This window comes from Streptomyces sp. NPDC001843 (assembly GCF_042891955.1).
GTDB lineage: Bacteria > Actinomycetota > Actinomycetes > Streptomycetales > Streptomycetaceae > Streptomyces.
On sequence record NZ_JBIATQ010000014.1, the window covers coordinates 204,085 to 222,054 of the forward strand.

Below are 17,970 nucleotides of genomic sequence, written 5' to 3' on the forward strand. Positions count from 1 at the left end.
CGGAGTCCGGCGCAGCGGGCCGAAGCCTGCGCAGCAGTGCGAGGTCCGCGTCAAGGCGGGGCGTAGGGGCGCGCGCGACGCTCGGCCCGTGCGGCGGGCACAAGGCCGACGGACGGAGTCCGGCGCAGCGGGCCGAAGCCTGCGCAGCAGTGCGAGGTCCGCGTCAAGGCGGGGCGTAGGGGCGCGCGCGACGCTCGGCCCGTGCGGCGTGGGCCCGGGCAGACGGAAGGGCCGCACCCAGGCGTCCAACCCGGGGGTGCGGCCCTTCAGCCGGTACTGAGGATGCTCAGACCGCGATCGCGACCTCCGCGAGGCCGCCCTGCTGGGCGACGACCGTGCGGTCGGCGGTGGCGCCGGGGACGAGGGCGCGCACGGTCCAGGTGCCCTCGGCCGCGTAGAAGCGGAACTGCCCGGTGGCGGAGGTGGGCACCTCCGCGGTGAACTCGCCGGTCGAGTCCAGCAGGCGGACGTAGCCGGTCACCGGCTCGCCGTCGCGGGTCACCTGACCCTGGATCGTGGTCTCACCGGGCTTGATCGTCGAGGCGTCCGGGCCGCCGGCCTTCGCTCCACACATGTCTTTCTCCAGAGGGGGTCTTGGGTCTGACCGGAAGGTCGGTCGGATGGGTTACTTGTTGGCGCCGAGCTCGATCGGCACGCCGACGAGGGAGCCGTACTCGGTCCAGGAGCCGTCGTAGTTCTTGACGTTCTCCACGCCCAGCAGCTCGTGCAGGACGAACCAGGTCAGGGCCGAGCGCTCACCGATGCGGCAGTAGGCGATGGTGTCCTTGGCCAGGTCGACGCTCTCCGCGGCGTAGAGCTCCTTGAGCTCGTCGTCCGACTTGAAGGTGCCGTCGTCGTTGGCGTTCTTCGACCACGGGATGTTGCGGGCGGACGGGACGTGGCCCGGGCGCTGCGACTGCTCCTGCGGCAGGTGGGCGGGGGCGAGCAGCTTGCCGGAGAACTCGTCGGGCGAGCGCACGTCGACCAGGTTGTGCGAGCCGATCGCGGCGACCACGTCGTCACGGAAGGCGCGGATCGAGGTGTCCTGCGGCTTGGCCTTGTACTCGGTGGCCGGGCGCTCGGGCACCTCGGTGCCGTCGACCAGCTCGCGGGCGTCCAGCTCCCACTTCTTGCGGCCGCCGTCGAGGAGCTTGACGTTGTCGTGGCCGTAGAGCTTGAAGTACCAGTAGGCGTACGACGCGAACCAGTTGTTGTTGCCGCCGTAGAGGATCACCGTGTGGTCGTTGGCGATGCCCTTCGACGACAGGAGCTTCTCGAAGCCCTCCTGGTCGACGAAGTCGCGGCGGACCGGGTCCTGCAGGTCCTTGGTCCAGTCGATGCGGATCGCGTTCTTGATGTGGTTCTTCTCGTAGGCGGACGTGTCCTCGTCCACCTCGACGATGGCGATGGTCGGGTCGTCCAGGTGCTCCTGGAGCCAGTCGGCGTCGACCAGGACGTCGCTGCGGCTCATGCTCTTTCTCCTCCGGGGCAGTTGCGGCGGGGCGTGCGAGTGCGTGGGTGCGCGGCCCGGTCCGGGTCGGCGCACGGGTGCCCTGAGCAGGGCGGGGCGAGGGGTGAGCGCGGAAGTCGGGCTTCCGCTCAGAAGGGGCGACAGAGCATGGCGGCAACGCGGCACAGGTCCACTGCCCGCCGCTTCGTGAGATCCGCCTGTCGCTTCATGAGCTCGATCGTAGGGACGGACAACGGGGCGTGTCACCGGGGTGTCGTATGTTGAGATGGGATCGTCCACCATATGGGACGCGAGAGGGCGAGGAGGCCCGCGCGAAGGCCCTCCGGGCGTCGGACGCGGCCGGGGCATCTGCGTTACGGACGCGGGCGTCTCGCCACTCGGACGCCCTTGTCCACCGCTGCTGTCCTACCCGGCCAGCTTGACGTTCGAACCCTTCACCGTGATCTCGACGCCGTTCTGCGCCGCCTGTACCGAGTCGAGCTTGATGCCGCCGGGCAGCCGGTCGATGCCCTGCTGGATGTCGGTGATCTCACGGACCCGGTTCTCGGCGAGGGCGACGCCACCTACCGCGGGCAGGTTGTCGGCGTGCACCTTCACCTGGTCGCCCTCGACGGTGACCGTGCTGAGCACGGGCACCGTCTTGTCGATGTTCAGGGCCGGCACCTTGAGGTCCACCGCGACCTTGATCTTGCCGTTCCCGCCGTCGGAGAGGCCGACCACACGGGCCGTGACCCCGGGGGCGACCTGGGTCGGCTCGGGCTTCGCGGTCTTCAGCAGCTCGTCGTAGGCGATGGTCGCGGTGCCGGTGGCCGTGGACGCGGTGGCGGAACTGTAGTCGCCGGAGAACTCGACGTCCTTCATGTCGGCCTTGAGGTCGTCGATGCGGATCTGCTGGTTGCCGTTGCCGGTGGCCGCCTCGTAGTCCTTGATGCCCACCTCGACATCGTCCAGGGAGCCGCCCGCCACCTGGGTGAGGAAGGGGAAGCCGTTGATCGACACGTCGGGGGTGTCGGCGAGGTTCTGGGTCGCCTTGAGCTTGTCGGCGGCCTCGCCCTCCGCGAAGTGCACGGCGACGCGGTCGACGATCACGAACAGTATGCCCAGGATCACGACGACGATCAGAAGTACTCGCAGGGCGCGCATCGGTTGTTCCCCCGGTCAGGCGGTGTTGTGGCGCTCGGACACTGGTGGTGCAACGCCGACGGTATCCCTGCGGGGGCGGGCCGCAGGGAAATTGTCGATCATCTGTGACAGGGGGCTCACGTCCACGCCTTCCGGTTACCCGAGCGCCCGCCCCAGCACCCACACCACCGGTGCCGCCGCCGACAGCGGCAGGGCCACGCCCGCCGTGAAGTGGACGAAGCGGGAGGGGTAGTCGTAGCTGGCGACACGGTGGCCGACCAGGGCGCAGACCGCGGCGGCGGCGCCCAGGAGCGCGCCCTTCGTGCCCAGGTCCGTCACACCGCCCAGCGCGATACCCGCGCCGGCCGCGGCGAGCACGGCGACGGCCACCGAGGCCGGGGTCGGCAGTGGCAGCGCGCGGGCCAGGAGGGCGACCGCCACCGCCGCCGCGCCGACCGTCACCGCGTCGGGCTCGGCGCCGAGGTAGCCGGTGGCGATCACCGCGAGGGCCGTCGAGACGACCGTCGCCGTCAGGCCGTACATGCGCTCGTCGGGAGAGGCGTGCGAGCGCAGCTGCAGCACCAGGGTGAGCAGCACCCAGATCCCGAGCGGACCGAGGATCGCGGCCGGCGCGTTCTCCCGGCCCGCCACCAGCACCGCCACGTCCGCGGTGAGCGCCCCGGCGAAGGCGAGGGCGATGCCCTGCCGGGCGGGCCACATGCCGTTCAGCCGGAACCAGCCGGCGGCCGTGACCGCCTGGAGCAGCACCAGCGGCACCACCAGGGCGTACGTCCCGACGGCCGCAGTACCGGAGAGCAGCAGGCCGAGCAGCGCCGTCAGCGCGGCCGGCTGCATGCCCGGTTCGATGATCGGGGAGCGGCCCTCCAGGCGGGCCCGCTGTGCGTCGGTGATGCGGGAGTTGCCGGAGAGGGTGGCCGGGCCGTAGCCGGGGCCGGACCGCGACTCGGAGGGGGACTGTGATGCGGCGGGCTGCGGCGCGGCGGGCTGCGCGGCGGGAGGCTGCGGGTGGGCGGGCGCGGCGGGCTCGTAGCCCTGCTGCGGCAGGTAAGCCGTCTCGGCGGCCGCCACAGGGGGCTGCACGGGCGCGTGCACCTGCGTCTCCCAGGTCTGGCCCTGCCACTGCTGGGTGTGCTGCTCGTCGTACCCGGCGGCCTGGCCGAAACCGGCCTGGTCGTACCCGGAAGGGCCGTACCCGGAAGGGTTGTGCCCCGTCCGGCTGTACCCGGCCCGGTCGTCGTACCCGGCCCGGTCGCCGTACCCGGCCCGGTCGTCGTACCCGCCCTGGCCGTACCCCGCCTGCCCGGGCCACGCCTGCTGGGCCTGCTGCGGCTGCTGCGGCTGCTGCGGCTGGTACGGCTCCTGGCCCTCGTACGCCTGTTGCCCGTGGTACCCGTCGTACCCCTGACGCTGGTAAGGGTTCTGGCCCTCATACGGCTGGTCGGTCATCGCTCACCCTCCTGCGAACGGCGGAAGCACCTCGACCGTGCCGCCGTCGGCCAGCCGTACCGTCTCATGTGCGCGGCTCCCCACCGGGTCACCGTCGATGAGGAACGAGCATCGCTGCAGTACGCGCGCGAGTTCGCCGGGGTGTCGCTCCCGCACCGCGGCGAGCGCTTCGCCGAGGGTCGCCGCGTCGTACGGCTCCTCGGCGACCCCGGCCGCGGCCTTGGCGGCGGCCCAGTAGCGCACCGTGACCTTGGACATCTGGTTCCTCGTATGGACGAAGGTAAGTAAGAGACGGATGGGGCCAGGCTAGCCCGCCCGGACGGCCGCCCAGTCCCCGATCCGGGCCAGGAGCGCGTCGTCCGCCGCGTGCTCGGCGTGGCCCATGCCCGGCTCCAGCCAGAGTTCGCCGTGGTCACCGGCCGCGTCGGCCAGCATCCGGGGGTGGTCGACGGGGAAGTAGCCGTCGCTGTCGCCGTGCACGATCAGCAGCGGGGTCGGCGCGATCCTCGGCACCGCCTCGACCGGGGAGAGCGGCACCGGGTTCCAGTCCCGGTGGTGGATGCGGGTACGCAGTCCGTAGCGGCCGACCAGGCGACCCTCCGGGCGGGTGACCAGCCAGTGCAGCCGGCGCATGGGGGCGGTGCCCCGGTAGTACCAGCGGGCCGGCGCGCTCACCGAGACGACGGCGTCCGTGCCCTCGTGCAGCGCCGCGTGCCGCAGCACCACCGAGCCGCCCATCGAGAAGCCGACGGTGACCACGCGCGCGTGCCCCAAGCCGCGGGCCCACTCGACCGCTGCTGCGAGGTCCAGCACCTCCCGGTCGCCGACCGTGGAGCGGCCACCCGACTCACCGTGCCCCCGAAAGGAGAAGGTGACGACGGCCCCGTAACGGGCGAGCACCCCCGCCACCCTTCGCACATGCGGCCGGTCCACGGCGCCGGTGAAGCCGTGCGCGACGACGAACACCCGGTCACGGGAGGGTGGCGCGGAGACGTCGTATACGGCCGACCCCGGGTCGTATACGGAATCGATCGCGACCCCGTCAGCAGTGTGCAGAAACGTCCGCAAAGGGGTGCCTCTGCTCGTCTCATGCTTCGGACGAACGGTGGAACCTGCCACATGACCTGCCGGACTGTTGCTCATGTGGGCTATTCTGCTGGGCAGAGGACTCGGGCAGCGTTGCCCCCGGGTCCTTTTGTGCTTTCGGAAGCGTTGTATACGAAGCGGGAAACCGCAGGTGTACGGGCCTTCGGGATCGCAGAGCAGTTCCGTACCGCACACGTCCTCGCAGGGACCGAGGAGGAACCAGACGTATGAGTTCTCTGCTGCTCCTGACCAACGCCCTCCAGCCGTCGACGGAGGTGCTGCCCGCCCTGGGCCTGCTGCTGCACAACGTGCGCGTGGCCCCGGCCGAGGGCCCGGCGCTCGTCGACACCCCCGGCGCCGACGTCATCCTGATCGACGGACGCCGCGACCTGCCACAGGTGCGCAGCCTGTGCCAGCTGCTGCGCTCCACGGGCCCCGGCTGTCCGCTCGTCCTGGTCGTGACCGAGGGCGGCCTGGCCGCCGTCACCGCCGACTGGGGCATCGACGACGTACTGCTCGACACCGCCGGCCCCGCCGAGGTGGAGGCACGTCTGCGACTGGCCATGGGCCGGCAGCAGATCGTCGCCGACGACTCCCCCATGGAGATCCGCAACGGCGACCTGTCGGTCGACGAGGCGACCTACTCCGCCAAGCTCAAGGGCCGGGTGCTCGACCTCACCTTCAAGGAGTTCGAGCTGCTGAAGTACCTCGCCCAGCACCCGGGCCGGGTGTTCACCCGCGCCCAGCTGCTGCAGGAGGTCTGGGGCTACGACTACTTCGGCGGCACCCGCACGGTCGACGTGCACGTACGACGGCTGCGCGCCAAGCTCGGACCCGAGCACGAGTCGCTGATCGGAACCGTCCGGAACGTCGGTTATCGATTCGTTACTCCCGAGAAGGGGGACCGTTCCTCGGACGAGGGCAAGGCGAAGACCTCCCACGCAAAACCGGACAACGAGGACAGCTCGCCCTCCCTGGACGCCTCCGGGGTCCCCGCGGAGGCGTAGCAGGCGCTCGTCCACACTCACTCCGCACTCACGCAGGGCGTCGCCGCCGCACAGCGGGCTCCGAATGCCCTGCCCAGAGCGGGTCTCTCCGCGTAGACTCCGCGCGTGGCCAAGGTGACTCGGGACGATGTGGCTCGGCTGGCGGGGACTTCCACCGCTGTGGTCAGCTATGTCATCAACAACGGACCCCGGCCGGTCGCCCCGGCCACGCGCGAGCGTGTCCTCGCCGCGATCAAGGAGCTGGGGTACCGGCCCGACCGGGTCGCCCAGGCGATGGCCTCGCGCCGCACCGACCTCATAGGCCTCATCATCCCGGACGCCCGCCAGCCCTTCTTCGGGGAGATGGCGCACGCGGTCGAGCAGGCCGCCTCCGAGCGCGGGAAGATGGTCCTCGTCGGCAACACCGACTACATCGCCGAACGCGAGGTCCACTATCTGCGCGCCTTCCTCGGTATGCGCGTCTCCGGCCTCATCCTCGTCTCGCACGCGCTGAACGACCTGGCAGCCGCCGAGATCGACGCCTGGGACGCCCGCGTGGTGCTGCTGCACGAACGCCCCGAGGCCATCGACGACGTCGCCGTGGTCACGGACGACCTGGGGGGCGCCCAGCTCGCCGTACGCCACCTGCTGGAGCACGGCTACGAGTACGTGGCCTGTATGGGCGGCACCGCCGAGACCCCGGCGGTCGGCGACCCGGTCTCCGACCACGTCGAGGGCTGGCGGCGCGCGATGTCCGAGGCCGGGCTGCCCACCGAGGGCCGGCTCTTCGAGGCCCCGTACAACCGCTACGACGCCTACCGCGTGGCCCTGGAGGTGCTCTCCCGCCCGGACCGCCCGCCGGCGGTCTTCTGCTCCACCGACGACCAGGCGATCGGCCTGCTGCGCGCCGCACGCGAGCTGCGCATCGACGTCCCCGGCGAGCTGGCGGTGGCCGGCTTCGACGACATCAAGGAGGCGGCGCTCGCCGACCCGCCGCTGACCACGATCGCCTCGGACCGCCCGGCGATGGCCCGGGCCGCCGTCGACCTCGTCCTCGACGACGGCCTGCGGGTGGCGGGCTCCCGGCGCGAACGGCTCAAGACGTTCCCCTCCCGGCTGGTGGTCCGCCGGTCCTGCGGCTGCAAGTGACACAGCGGCCGGCGCTGTGAGGCACCTGTACCTGCCACGATGAAGGCCACCTGAGAACCCGCCCCGACCTGCGAGGACGGTCTTTATATCGGGCACACGAGGTTCTGCCGGGCTTCTCAGCGGGCACTCAGGAAGCTCTCATGATCGCGGGCAAAGCTCTATGACATGACCGAGAGCTTCCGCCGCAGCGGCGAGTACGAGAACCCCCAGGGTGACGCCCACCAGGGCGCGTACCCCCGGCAGCAGCACGCCTCCTCCCCCGTGAACCCCGACTGGCCGGCCCCGCCGGCGTACCAGCCCGCACAGCCGGTCGCCGTCGAGCCGGGCAGCACGGTGTGGCCGGGCCCGCAGACGCAGACCGCGGCGGGCGGCTCGGACGGCGGCCACGGCGGCGGTACCGCTCTCCTCACCACCGTCCCGGGCGACGCCGGCCAGGCCGCCACCGGCCCGGCGCCGAAGAAGCGCACCCGGGGCCCGCTCGCCCTGCTGGCCGCCGTCGCGATAGTCGCCGCGGCCGTGGGCGGCGGCACGGCGTACGCCTTCCAGGAGCTCGCCGGCACGGACACCGTCGCCGCCACCAGCACCACCACCAACGTGGTGCCCGCCGGCAAGAAGGGCGACGTCGCCGCGATCGCCGCCGCGGTCAGCCCCAGCGTGGTCGAGATCCAGGCGACCCTCAGCGACGGCTCCTCCACCGGCTCCGGCGTGATCATCTCTTCCAGCGGCGAGATCGTCACCAACAACCACGTCATCTCCGGCGCCTCGTCCATCAAGGTGACGACCAGCGACGGCAAGTCCTACTCCGCCCAGGTAGTCGGCACCGACAGCTCCAAGGACCTCGCCCTCATCAAGGTGAGCGGCGCCTCGGGCCTCAAGGCGGCGACCCTCGGCAACTCCGACGGCGTCCAGGTCGGCGACACGGTCGTGGCGATCGGCTCCCCCGAGGGCCTGACCGGCACCGTCACCAGCGGCATCGTCTCCGCGCTGGGCCGTGACGTGACCGTCCCCACGGACGAGAACCAGGGCCAGAGCCAGGGCGGCGACGGACGCTGGCCGTTCCAGTTCGGCGGGCGGCAGTTCAACGGCGACACCGGCTCCTCGACCACCACCTACAAGGCGATCCAGACCGACGCCTCGCTGAACCCCGGCAACTCCGGCGGCGCCCTGATCGACGCCGGCGGCAACATCGTCGGCATCAACTCCGCCATGTACTCGAGCGCCCAGGCGTCCTCGTCCTCCGACGCGGGCAGCGTCGGCCTCGGCTTCGCCATCCCGATCAACACGGTCAAGTCCGACCTCGCCAAGCTGCGGTCGGGCTCCACCAGCTGACCCACCCACCCCGCATGTCAGGGAGTACGTCATGATCAAGCAGACCACGCAGGTCACGCAGGTCACGCAGGTCACGCACACGGTCGCCGACACCGACCCGGCCGGCATCACCCTGGCCCTCGAGGTGGCGTACGACCTCCACGCACCGGCGCCGCGCGCCCCCGAGGTCGCGGCCCCCCAGCTGATGGGCCTGCGCGTCCCCGCCGCCGCCCACCCGCACCGCCACAAGGTGCCGCTGAAGCGCCTGACCGCGGTCCGTGGCTGACGCCGCTCCGTTCTTACGGCCCGGCCCGCAGACGTGCGAGGCTGAGAGCGACCCTCACCCACCGCACCCCGAGGAACCCCGAGCGATGAGCCCCGCCGAAGGCGACCGTGACCCCCAGCGCATCCTGATCGTCGACGACGAGCCCGCCGTACGCGAAGCACTGCAGCGCAGCCTCGCCTTCGAGGGGTACGACACCGAGGTCGCGGTCGACGGAGCGGACGCGCTGGAGAAGGCGACCGCGTACAAGCCGGACCTGGTGGTCCTGGACATCCAGATGCCGCGCATGGACGGCATGACGGCCGCCCGTCGCATCCGGGGCGCGGGCGACACCACCCCGATCCTGATGCTCACGGCACGCGACACGGTCGGCGACCGGGTCACGGGGCTGGACGCCGGAGCCGACGACTACCTGGTCAAGCCCTTCGAACTCGACGAGCTCTTCGCCCGCATCCGTGCCCTCCTGCGCCGCAGCTCCTACGCGGCGGCCGTCTCCGCCCAGGCCCAGGAGGACGAGGCCCTCACCTTCGCCGACCTGCGCATGGACCTCGCGACCCGCGAGGTCACCCGCGGCGCCCGGCAGGTGGAGCTGACCCGCACCGAGTTCACGCTCCTGGAGATGTTCATGGCCCACCCGCGCCAGGTGCTCACCCGTGAGCAGATCCTGAAGGCGGTCTGGGGCTTCGACTTCGAGCCGTCGTCGAACTCCCTCGACGTCTACGTGATGTACCTCCGCCGCAAGACGGAGGCCGGCGGCGAGCCGCGCCTCGTCCACACGGTGCGCGGCGTGGGTTACGTCCTACGACAGGGCGGCGCCGAGTGAAACGGCTCCTGCGCCGCTACCGTTCCCTCCCCATCCGCTCCCGGCTGGCGCTGCTGGTGGCGGCGGCGGTGGCGTTCGCGGTGGCGGCGGTTTCGGTGACGTGCTGGTTCATCGTGCAGGGGAAGCTGTACGGGCAGCTGAACGATGATCTGATGAAGCAAACGAGGGGGCCGGTCACCCAAAGCGATGGGCCGGTCAATATCGCCCTCGCCAGTTGCACCGACACTCCACAGTCGGACGATTACTACCGGACCTCCTACTCCCAGGTGGTCAAGGAAGACGGAACCGTCTGCCTCTTCCCGGGCGCCACCGACCGAATCAAGGTCACCCAGGACGACAAGAACGAGATCAAGAAGGCGGACAACCGGGTCTACTTCCGCAACGGCACCGACGCGGACGGCAACGCGGTGCGCGTGATGACCAGGCCGCTTGGAGCCACCCACGTCGCCGCCACAGGGGAGACCGGGCCCAACATCGGACTCGTCGTCGCAGTCCCCCTCAAGGGCACCCAGAACACCCTCAACGACCTGGCCCTCATCCTCCTCCTCGTCTCCGGCGTCGGAGTCGTAGGCGCCGGAGCAGCCGGCCTCGCGGTCGCCCGCGCGGGCCTGCGCCCCGTCGACAAGCTCACGGAGGCCGTAGAACACGTGGCCCGCACCGAGGACCTGAGCATCCGCATCCCGGTCGAGGAGGACAGCGAGGACGAGGTCGCCCGACTCTCCCGCTCCTTCAACTCGATGACGTCGGCCCTGGCCAGTTCCCACGAGCTGCAGCAGCAACTCATCGCGGACGCGGGCCACGAACTCCGCACGCCCCTCACCTCCCTCCGCACGAACATCGAACTCCTCACCCGAAGCGAGGAGACGGGCCGCCCCCTCCCCCCGGCGGACCGCAAGGCGCTCCTCGCCTCGGTGAAGGCCCAGATGACGGAGCTGGCCTCGCTCATCGGAGACCTGCAGGAACTGTCCCGCTCGGAAGGCCAGCGCGGCGAACGCGTCCAGGTGGTCTCCCTGGAGGACACGGTGGAGGCGGCCCTGCGCCGAGCCCGTCTGCGCGGTCCGGAGCTGACCATCACGGCGTCGCTGGAGCCCTGGTACACCCGGGCGGAGCCGGCCGCGCTGGAGCGGGCGGTGGTCAACATCCTGGACAACGCGGTGAAGTTCAGCCCCGAGGGCGGCACCGTCGACGTCCAACTGACCGGCGGCGTCCTGACGGTCCGCGACCACGGCCCCGGCATTCCCGCCGACGAACTCCCCCATGTCTTCGACCGCTTCTGGCGCTCCCCCTCGGCCCGCGCCCTCCCCGGCTCCGGCCTCGGCCTGTCCATAGTGGCCCGCACGGTCCAGCAGGCGGGCGGCGAGGTCTCCCTGGCCCGGGCCGAGGGCGGCGGCACGGTGGCGACGGTACGGCTGCCGGGGGCGCCGACGGCTCCGCCCGAGGCCCCCTGAAACCCCGGCAGGTGCTTCCCACATCAGCGGGAGGCACCAGTGGGCGCCCGGTTGAAGCTCGCGCGATAGGCCGTGGGAGTGAGTCCGACCCGACCGACCATGTGCTTGCGGAGGGAGTCCGCGCTGCCCAGACCGCTCTCCCTGGCTACCTGGTCCATGGGCAGCTCGGTGGTCTCCAGGAGCTCTCTGGCCCGGTCGATGCGCCGGTGCAGCAGCCATTGGAGCGGGCTCAGTCCGGTCTCTGCGTGGAAGCGCCGGGTGAGGGTGCGCACGCTCGTCCTGGCGTGGTGGGCCAAGTCGGTCAGGGTGAGCGGTCGATCAAGGTGTTCGAGCGCCCAGACGCGAGTGGGGGCGAGGGAGGTGCCCCGCTCCGGCGGCAGCGGGGTCTCGATGAACTGGGACTGGCCGCCCGGCCGTACGGGAGGGACGACCGCGAGCCGCGCGGCCGCGTTGGCGGCCGACGCGCCGTAGTCGATCCTGACCAGATGCAGGCACAGGTCGATGGCGGCCGCGGCGCCCGCCGAGGTGAAGATGCCACCGTCCTCGACGAAGAGGAGGTCGGGCTGTACATCGATGGATGGAAATCGGGTGGCGAGGTCGTCGGCCAGTCCCCAGTGGGTGGTGGCGCGGAGCCCGTCGAGCAGGCCGGCCTGAGCCAGTACGAACGCACCCGTGCACAGGGAGGCGATGCGTGCACCGGTGGCCGCGGCTGTCCGTAGAGCGTCAAGGACCTCCGGGGGAGCCTGCTCGCCGCCGCTGCCGACGGCGATCACCGTGTCTGCGCCCTCCATCGCGTCCAAGCCGTCCGGCACCACGATGTCGGGGCCGCCGACGGTCGGCGTCGGGCCGGGCCGCGCCGTACAGACACGCACGTCGTAGTGCTCGACGTTGTTGAACACCATGAGCGGGATAGAGACGTCGAAGCTCAGTACGGGCGGCACGATGACCGCGACGACGCGATGCATGGCCAGATCCTCCGGATGGTTGGCATTGTGGCCACTATTCCACGACGCCGCGGAGCGGCACCGTTGTCGGCATGAAATCTCATGTGATCGTGGGTCGTGGGGCCGCTGCGTCGAAGACCGCTCTTCTTCTTGCCGAAGACGGCGAGCGGGTGCGAATGGTCAGCCGGACGGGCGGCGGGCCCGACCACCCGCTCATCGACAGGGTCGCCGCGGACGCGACCGACACCGATCGGCTCACCGAGCTGACAGAGGGGGCGGACACGCTGTTCACCACCGCCGCGCCGCCGTACCACCTCTGGCCCGAGCAGTTCCCGGCCTTGTCGGCGTCGCTCCTCAGCACGGCGAGGCGGACCGGGGTCGCGTACGTCATGCTCGGCAACCTTTACGCCTACGGGCCGGTGAGCGGGCCGATCACGCCGGACTTCCCCCTGACGGCGACCGGTCCCAAGGGGCGGACCAGAGCGCGGGCTTGGGAGGAGGCCGCCGCCTCAGGGGTGAAGGTCACCGAGGTGCGGGCCGCCCAGTTCTACGGCGCCGGCGCTGTCTCGGTGTTCAGCCTCATGGTGCAGCGGCAGGTCATGGAAGGCAGGCTGGTCCTGGTGCCGCAGGAACTCGACGTGCCCCACAGTTACTCGGCGATCGGCGACACCGCACGCACGCTGGTTGCCGCGAGCCGCAACGAGCAGGCGTACGGCCGTGCCTGGCACGTACCCACCTCGACCCTGTCGGTGCGGGAACTGGCCGGGCGACTCGCCGACCTCGCGGGTGCACCTGAACCGCGGATGGAAGAGATGACCGAACGCGACCTGACCCTGCTGGCGTTCACCGAGCCGTTCTGGGCGGAAATGCACGAAGTACTCACCAAGCCCGGCCACCCGTTTGTCATCGACTACTCCGAGACCGAGAAGATCCTCGGCGTGAGCGTCACCCCGGTGAACGACGTGCTCGGGGAAGTGATCTAACGGCTTGTCATTCGGCCTTGGCCGGACATTCGGTACACGAACGGATCGGTGAGCCGCTGTTACGTATCCCGGATGAGGAAGGGACCTGCCCCGCGGAGCGCGGGGGCGGACGAGCCACTCGGCTTCGTGATCGCTTCGGTGGGCAATGCCGCGGCTCTCGCGTTCGAGTCCGCCCTGGCCGCGGAGGACCTGCATCCGCGGCACTTCGCCGTGCTGCGCGGGCTGCGTGACGGCGAGGAACATGCGCAGCAGCAACTCGCCTCCTCGCTGGGCATCCCGGCCAGGCGTCTGGTGGGGCTGCTCACGGTGCTGATCGAGAGGGGCCTGGTGGAGCGGCGGGCAATCGGTCACTCGAAAGGGGCAACCGTGCCCGTGAAGGGCGGCGACGCGCGCCTTGACCTCAAGCGCGCTTGAGGAAGGAGTCTTGCGGCATGGACACCGAAGAGATGCGGCGACAGGTGCAGGCCCTGACCGACCGCGCTGAGATCACCGACCTGCTGGACCGCTACCTGCGTTCCCTGGACGACGGGGTTTTCGACGAGGAGTGGGCTCGCGCGTTCCACACGGAAGACGTCACCGCGGAGATGCCCGTCGGAACCGTCCACGGACGTGACGCCCTGCTGGAACGTGTCCGGCGGGCCATGGCGCTGTTCGACCGGACCGTGCATCTGGGCACCAACGCGATCACCGAGCTCGACGGCGCCCGGGCCACTGCCCGTGGCGCCCAACTGAACACCCACGTACTGGCAGACGGCTCGGGCGGCGTCTTCATTTCCGCCGGCCATACCGACACCGAACTGGTCAGGACGGCCGACGGCTGGCGGATCTCCGCCTCCGCGCTGCGGGTGGTGTGGACACAGGGCGCTCCTCCGCGGCTGCCGGCCGAGTTCGCCGCAGCCCGCACGGCGTAGGAAGGGGCAACCTCCCCCCGCTCCGCGGCGACTCCAGGTCAAGTCCTGACAGGGCACGACCGAACAGGAGCCGCCTCATGGCCACCCCCCGCCACCGCAGACACCGCAAAGCCCTCGCGCTCGGCCTGCCGGTCGCTCTGACCGGCGCCGGCGCTCTCGCTTACGGATTCCTCGGCGCCGCCACCCAGCAACAGGCCGCAGCCGCAGCCACCACCGCCCCCGCCTGGGCCACCGCCACCGCGGACGGCTTCGCCTCCGTCGACGCGCTGGGCCAGAACGGCACGTACGGCGGCCGCGACGGCAAGACCGTCACCGTCAGGACCCTCGCGGACCTCGAGAAGTACGCGACGGCCACCGAGCCGTACGTCATCGTCGTCGCGGCGGCGATCGACGTGGACCCGGTCGGCAAGGAGATCAAGGTCCAGTCGAACAAGACGATCGTCGGCGCCGGCACCGCCGGGCAGATCGTCGGGGGCGGCTTCTTCCTCGGCCAGGGCGTCCACAACGTGATCATCCGCAACCTGACGATCCGGGACACGTACCAGGGCACCTGGAACGACAAGGAGCACGACTACGACGGCATCCAGATGGACGGCGCCCACCACGTCTGGATCGACCACAACGACATCCGGCACATGGCCGACGGGCTCATCGACAGCCGCAAGGACACGACCTACCTGACCGTCTCCTGGAACAAGCTCAGCCAGGACAACAAGGCCTTCGGCATCGGCTGGACCGACAACGCCACCGCGGACATCACGATCCACCACAACTGGATCCGCGAGACGGAACAGCGCAACCCCTCCACGGACAACGTGGCCCACGCGCATATGTACAACAACTTCCTGGAGGACGAGGCGGGCACCACCATCAGGTCCTCCTACGGCGACTACTCGCGCGGCAGGACCAACATGCTGCTGGAGAACTCCTACTTCCAGGGCATGAACAACCCCGTGATCCGGGACAGCACGGCCACCTTGGTCCAACGCGGAAACGTCTTCTCCGGTACGAGCGGCAGGAACGAGAGCGGGGGCAGCGGCGCGGCCTGGGACCCGAAGTCGTACTACGGCTACACCCTCGACAAGGCCGCGGACGTCCCCGCCCTGCTGGAGTCCGGTGCGGGACCCCGCGGTTCGATCGGCACGGCGACCACCGCCTCCGTCAAGTCGGCCGCCACCACCCTCACCGTCGCCCAGGACGGCACCGGCCAGTACAGGACGGTCCAGGCCGCGGTGAACGCCGTCCCCGCGGGCAACGCCTCCCGCGTGCTGATCAGCGTCAAGCCGGGCACGTACCGCGAGCTGGTCAAGGTGCCGTCCAACAAGCCGCACGTCACCATCCAGGGCACCGGCGGCAGCCGGAAGGACACGGTGATCGTCTACAACAACGCGGCGGGTACGCAGAAGCCGGACGGTTCCGGCCCCTACGGCACCGGGGGCAGTGCCACCGTCGCCGTCGAGGCCGACGACTTCCAGGCCCGCAACCTGACCATCTCCAACGACTTCGACGAGGCCGCGCACCAGAACATCAGCCAGCAGGCCGTCGCCCTGCGCACCGCCTCCGACAAGGTGTTCCTCGACGGCGTGATCGTCAGCGGCGACCAGGACACCCTGTTGGTGGACACCGCGGCCAAGGAGAAGCTCGGCCGCGTCTACATGGCCAACTCCTATGTGATCGGCAACGTCGACTTCGTCTTCGGCCGCGCGACCGCCGTGATCGACAAGTCCGTCATCACGCTGAAGAAGCGCTACAACGGCACCTCGGCCGGCTATGTCACGGCCCCGAGCACGGCCGCCGGTCGCAAGGGGATCCTGATCGCCAACTCCACGGTGAGCGGTGACGTGTCCGACCGCAGCTTCTACCTCGGCCGCCCCTGGCACGCAGGCGGCGACGCCACCCTCGACCCCCAGACCACGGTCCGCAACACGTCCCTGAGCGCCGCGATCAGGACCACCCCGTGGACCGACATGAGCGGCTTCTCCTGGAAGGACGACCGCTTCGCCGAGTACAAGAACACCGGCGCGGGCTCGGGCCCGGCGAGCAGCGACCGCCCCCAGCTGACCGACGCCCAGGCGGCGGAACAGGAGGTCGCGGACTGGCTCGGGGGCTGGACGCCGACCGCGTCCTGAGACCCCGTTTCCCCACCTCACCGGCCCCACCCTAAGATCCCCGAACAAGCGTCCGGAGCGGATCGGCGGGTGGGGTGCGTGGCCGCACACGAGGGCTGGACCGAGCGGGAGTACCGCAAGGTCAGGAAAGTGCCTTGGGGGACGACCGCGGTCATGGGGCTGCTGGCGGGCAAGGGCTTCCTCCACGCTGCGCGCGCCGTCCACCTCCTCCCCGAGTGGGCTCCGGAGGCCGTCACCGGCCTCTGCCTCGTGGCGGTCGGCTGGACGGTGCTCTACCTGTGGCGCGCCCGCACCTTGGTCGGTCCTCACGGGGTCACTGCCCGCCGGGCGTTGACGAGGCGCACCCGTACCTGGCCCGACGTCTACGACATCCGCACCGAGCCGGTCCCCGGCGCGTCCTCGTACCAGCGCAAGTGGCTCACCTACCTGTACGACACGGAGGGCCGCCGCTTCCTCCTCCCCCACATCGACGACTGGCAGTTGAAGGACCCGCCCGGCGAGGTCGCCGAGCTGCGTGCCGTCGCCGCGGGGTACCGGGGTGCGCAGTGGACGCGGCGGCCCGAGGTGGAGGCACGGATCCAGCGGCGGGCCGGGCGTCGCAAGGCGTGGGAGCGGACGGTCACCGGGACGCTGATCGTCTACGGCGCCGCCCTCGTGGCCTGGGTCGTGCTGCTGTTCAGCGTGGGCAGACCGCCTGCCCTGCTGCTGTTCCTGTGGGTTCCGCTCGCCGCCTTCACCGTCCTCGCCGCCGTGCTGCACTCGCGCCGGGCGGCCCGGGCAGCGGGCGGCGTGTGAGGAACCGTACCCACCAGACTGGCATCGGCGTCCCTCGCCCGTACCCTCATACGCATGACCAGCGACGACACCGCACGGCCCGCCCACTCCCGTTCCATCGAGACCTACTCCGCGCTCTCCCAGGACCAGGCCGAGGCAGTGCAGGGCCTGCTCGCCGAGGCCGCCCGTACCGACGGGCAGCAGCCGGTGTCCGAGCAGGGGCGCCTGCGACTGGCGGGAGGTGCCCGCGAAGGCGTCTCCCATCTGCTGCTGCTCGTCGGCGGCGAACTCGTCGGCTACGCCCAGCTGGAGGACACCGACCCGGTGGAGGCACCGGCCGCCGAACTGGTCGTCCATCCCTCGCACCGCGGGCACGGGCACGGCCGGGCGCTGGGCTCGGCGCTGCTGGCCGCCTCGGGCAAGCGGCTGCGGGTGTGGGCGCACGGCGGGCACTCCGCCGCCCGTCACCTGGCCCAGGTGCTCGGGCTCACCCTGTTCCGCGAACTGCGCCAGATGCGGCGGCCGTTGGCCGGACTGGACCTGCCCGACCCGGTGCTGCCCGAGGGCGTGACGGTACGCACCTTCGCCCCCGGCGTCGACGACGCGGCCTGGCTGGCCGTCAACGCCGCAGCCTTCGCCCACCACCCCGAGCAGGGCTCCCTGACCCAGCGCGACCTCGACGACCGCAAGGCCCAGCCGTGGTTCGACCCGGCGGGCTTCTTCCTCGCCGAGCGCGAGGGCGAACTCGTGGGTTTCCACTGGACGAAGGTGCACGCGCAGACGGGGGTCCCCCCGGTCGAGCGAAGCCGGGACTGGGGGAGGCTGGGCGAGGTGTACGTCCTCGGCGTGGCCCCCGGCAACCAGGGCGGCGGCCTCGGCAAGGCGCTCACCACCGTCGGCCTGCGCCATCTGGCGGCGCAGGGGCTGCCGGCGGTGATGCTGTACGTCGACGCGGACAACAAGGCGGCGGTGGCGGTGTACGAGCGGCTGGGGTTCACGACGTACGAGACGGACCTGATGTACCGGACCGAAACCTGATTCACCTCGCATAAGGGGCGGCGATCTTGACGCCGCCCCTTCTTTGGA

The 17,970-nt window shown here is 70.9% G+C and carries 20 protein-coding genes; 12 read left to right on the forward strand and 8 right to left on the reverse strand.

Annotated elements, in window-relative coordinates; translation table 11 throughout:
• Positions 1 to 286 precede the first annotated feature (286 nt).
• The 7 genes from ACFYZQ_RS31600 to ACFYZQ_RS31630 all read right to left on the reverse strand — a co-directional run bounded on the left by ACFYZQ_RS31600 (position 287) and on the right by ACFYZQ_RS31630 (position 5,203).
• Positions 287 to 574, reverse strand: a complete 288-nt coding sequence (locus ACFYZQ_RS31600; protein WP_010351646.1) for a DUF1416 domain-containing protein — start codon at positions 572 to 574, stop codon at positions 287 to 289.
• A 51-nt stretch (positions 575 to 625) separates the two neighbouring features.
• Positions 626 to 1,471 carry a sulfurtransferase gene (locus tag ACFYZQ_RS31605; protein ID WP_389155107.1) on the reverse strand — a complete coding sequence of 282 codons (846 nt, stop codon included), beginning with the start codon at positions 1,469 to 1,471 and terminating at the stop codon, positions 626 to 628.
• Positions 1,472 to 1,599: 128 nt separating this feature from the next.
• Complete coding sequence (locus tag ACFYZQ_RS31610) at positions 1,600 to 1,680, reverse strand: Ms5788A family Cys-rich leader peptide (protein ID WP_350751515.1); 81 nt, start codon at positions 1,678 to 1,680, stop codon at positions 1,600 to 1,602.
• A gap of 196 nt (positions 1,681 to 1,876) precedes the next feature.
• Positions 1,877 to 2,614 carry a DUF2993 domain-containing protein gene (locus tag ACFYZQ_RS31615; protein ID WP_389155110.1) on the reverse strand — a complete coding sequence of 246 codons (738 nt, stop codon included), beginning with the start codon at positions 2,612 to 2,614 and terminating at the stop codon, positions 1,877 to 1,879.
• 135 nt (positions 2,615 to 2,749) lie between these two features.
• Positions 2,750 to 4,060 (reverse strand): hypothetical protein, encoded by a 1,311-nt coding sequence (locus ACFYZQ_RS31620; protein WP_389155113.1) that lies wholly within the window; start codon positions 4,058 to 4,060, stop codon positions 2,750 to 2,752.
• A gap of 3 nt (positions 4,061 to 4,063) precedes the next feature.
• Positions 4,064 to 4,318: a MoaD/ThiS family protein gene (locus ACFYZQ_RS31625; protein WP_388791450.1), complete on the reverse strand. Its 255-nt coding sequence runs from the start codon at positions 4,316 to 4,318 to the stop codon at positions 4,064 to 4,066.
• A gap of 48 nt (positions 4,319 to 4,366) precedes the next feature.
• Positions 4,367 to 5,203, reverse strand: coding sequence for an alpha/beta hydrolase (locus tag ACFYZQ_RS31630; protein WP_389155116.1), 837 nt, complete (start codon positions 5,201 to 5,203; stop codon positions 4,367 to 4,369).
• Positions 5,204 to 5,373: 170 nt separating this feature from the next.
• Here ACFYZQ_RS31630 and ACFYZQ_RS31635 point away from each other — a divergent pair, with 170 nt between their 5' ends.
• From ACFYZQ_RS31635 to ACFYZQ_RS31660, 6 genes are all read left to right on the forward strand, one after another.
• A complete protein-coding gene (locus tag ACFYZQ_RS31635) occupies positions 5,374 to 6,153 on the forward strand; it encodes a response regulator transcription factor (RefSeq protein ID WP_389155119.1) in 780 nt (259 codons plus the stop codon).
• Between the two features lie 105 nt (positions 6,154 to 6,258).
• Positions 6,259 to 7,281, forward strand: coding sequence for a LacI family DNA-binding transcriptional regulator (locus ACFYZQ_RS31640; RefSeq protein WP_389155122.1), 1,023 nt, complete (start codon positions 6,259 to 6,261; stop codon positions 7,279 to 7,281).
• 165 nt (positions 7,282 to 7,446) lie between these two features.
• Positions 7,447 to 8,610, forward strand: a complete 1,164-nt coding sequence (locus ACFYZQ_RS31645; RefSeq protein ID WP_389155125.1) for a S1C family serine protease — start codon at positions 7,447 to 7,449, stop codon at positions 8,608 to 8,610.
• 31 nt (positions 8,611 to 8,641) lie between these two features.
• The gene (locus ACFYZQ_RS31650) at positions 8,642 to 8,875 is read left to right on the forward strand and encodes a hypothetical protein (RefSeq protein ID WP_389155128.1); all 234 of its coding nucleotides are present in this window, start codon (positions 8,642 to 8,644) and stop codon (positions 8,873 to 8,875) included.
• Between the two features lie 85 nt (positions 8,876 to 8,960).
• Positions 8,961 to 9,695 carry a response regulator transcription factor gene (locus ACFYZQ_RS31655; protein WP_389155131.1) on the forward strand — a complete coding sequence of 245 codons (735 nt, stop codon included), beginning with the start codon at positions 8,961 to 8,963 and terminating at the stop codon, positions 9,693 to 9,695.
• A complete protein-coding gene (locus ACFYZQ_RS31660) occupies positions 9,692 to 11,143 on the forward strand; it encodes a sensor histidine kinase (protein WP_389155134.1) in 1,452 nt (483 codons plus the stop codon). The genes ACFYZQ_RS31655 and ACFYZQ_RS31660 overlap by 4 nt, the downstream gene beginning before the upstream one ends.
• Positions 11,144 to 11,166: 23 nt before the next feature.
• Here ACFYZQ_RS31660 and ACFYZQ_RS31665 read toward each other — a convergent pair whose 3' ends face one another.
• A complete protein-coding gene (locus tag ACFYZQ_RS31665; RefSeq protein WP_389155137.1) occupies positions 11,167 to 12,108 on the reverse strand; it encodes a GlxA family transcriptional regulator in 942 nt (313 codons plus the stop codon).
• A gap of 71 nt (positions 12,109 to 12,179) precedes the next feature.
• Between ACFYZQ_RS31665 and ACFYZQ_RS31670 the strand changes: the two genes are divergently transcribed.
• From ACFYZQ_RS31670 to mshD, 6 genes are all read left to right on the forward strand, one after another.
• Positions 12,180 to 13,070: an NAD-dependent epimerase gene (locus ACFYZQ_RS31670; RefSeq protein WP_389155140.1), complete on the forward strand. Its 891-nt coding sequence runs from the start codon at positions 12,180 to 12,182 to the stop codon at positions 13,068 to 13,070.
• Positions 13,071 to 13,196: 126 nt separating this feature from the next.
• Positions 13,197 to 13,484 carry a MarR family transcriptional regulator gene (locus tag ACFYZQ_RS31675; protein WP_389155144.1) on the forward strand — a complete coding sequence of 96 codons (288 nt, stop codon included), beginning with the start codon at positions 13,197 to 13,199 and terminating at the stop codon, positions 13,482 to 13,484.
• Positions 13,485 to 13,501: 17 nt separating this feature from the next.
• Positions 13,502 to 13,981: a nuclear transport factor 2 family protein gene (locus ACFYZQ_RS31680; protein ID WP_389155147.1), complete on the forward strand. Its 480-nt coding sequence runs from the start codon at positions 13,502 to 13,504 to the stop codon at positions 13,979 to 13,981.
• Between the two features lie 77 nt (positions 13,982 to 14,058).
• Complete coding sequence (locus ACFYZQ_RS31685; RefSeq protein WP_389155150.1) at positions 14,059 to 16,110, forward strand: pectinesterase family protein; 2,052 nt, start codon at positions 14,059 to 14,061, stop codon at positions 16,108 to 16,110.
• A gap of 78 nt (positions 16,111 to 16,188) precedes the next feature.
• Positions 16,189 to 16,905: a PH domain-containing protein gene (locus tag ACFYZQ_RS31690; protein WP_389155153.1), complete on the forward strand. Its 717-nt coding sequence runs from the start codon at positions 16,189 to 16,191 to the stop codon at positions 16,903 to 16,905.
• A 54-nt stretch (positions 16,906 to 16,959) separates the two neighbouring features.
• A complete protein-coding gene (gene mshD / locus ACFYZQ_RS31695; protein ID WP_389155157.1) occupies positions 16,960 to 17,922 on the forward strand; it encodes a mycothiol synthase in 963 nt (320 codons plus the stop codon).
• The last annotated feature ends 48 nt before the right edge of the window (positions 17,923 to 17,970 follow it).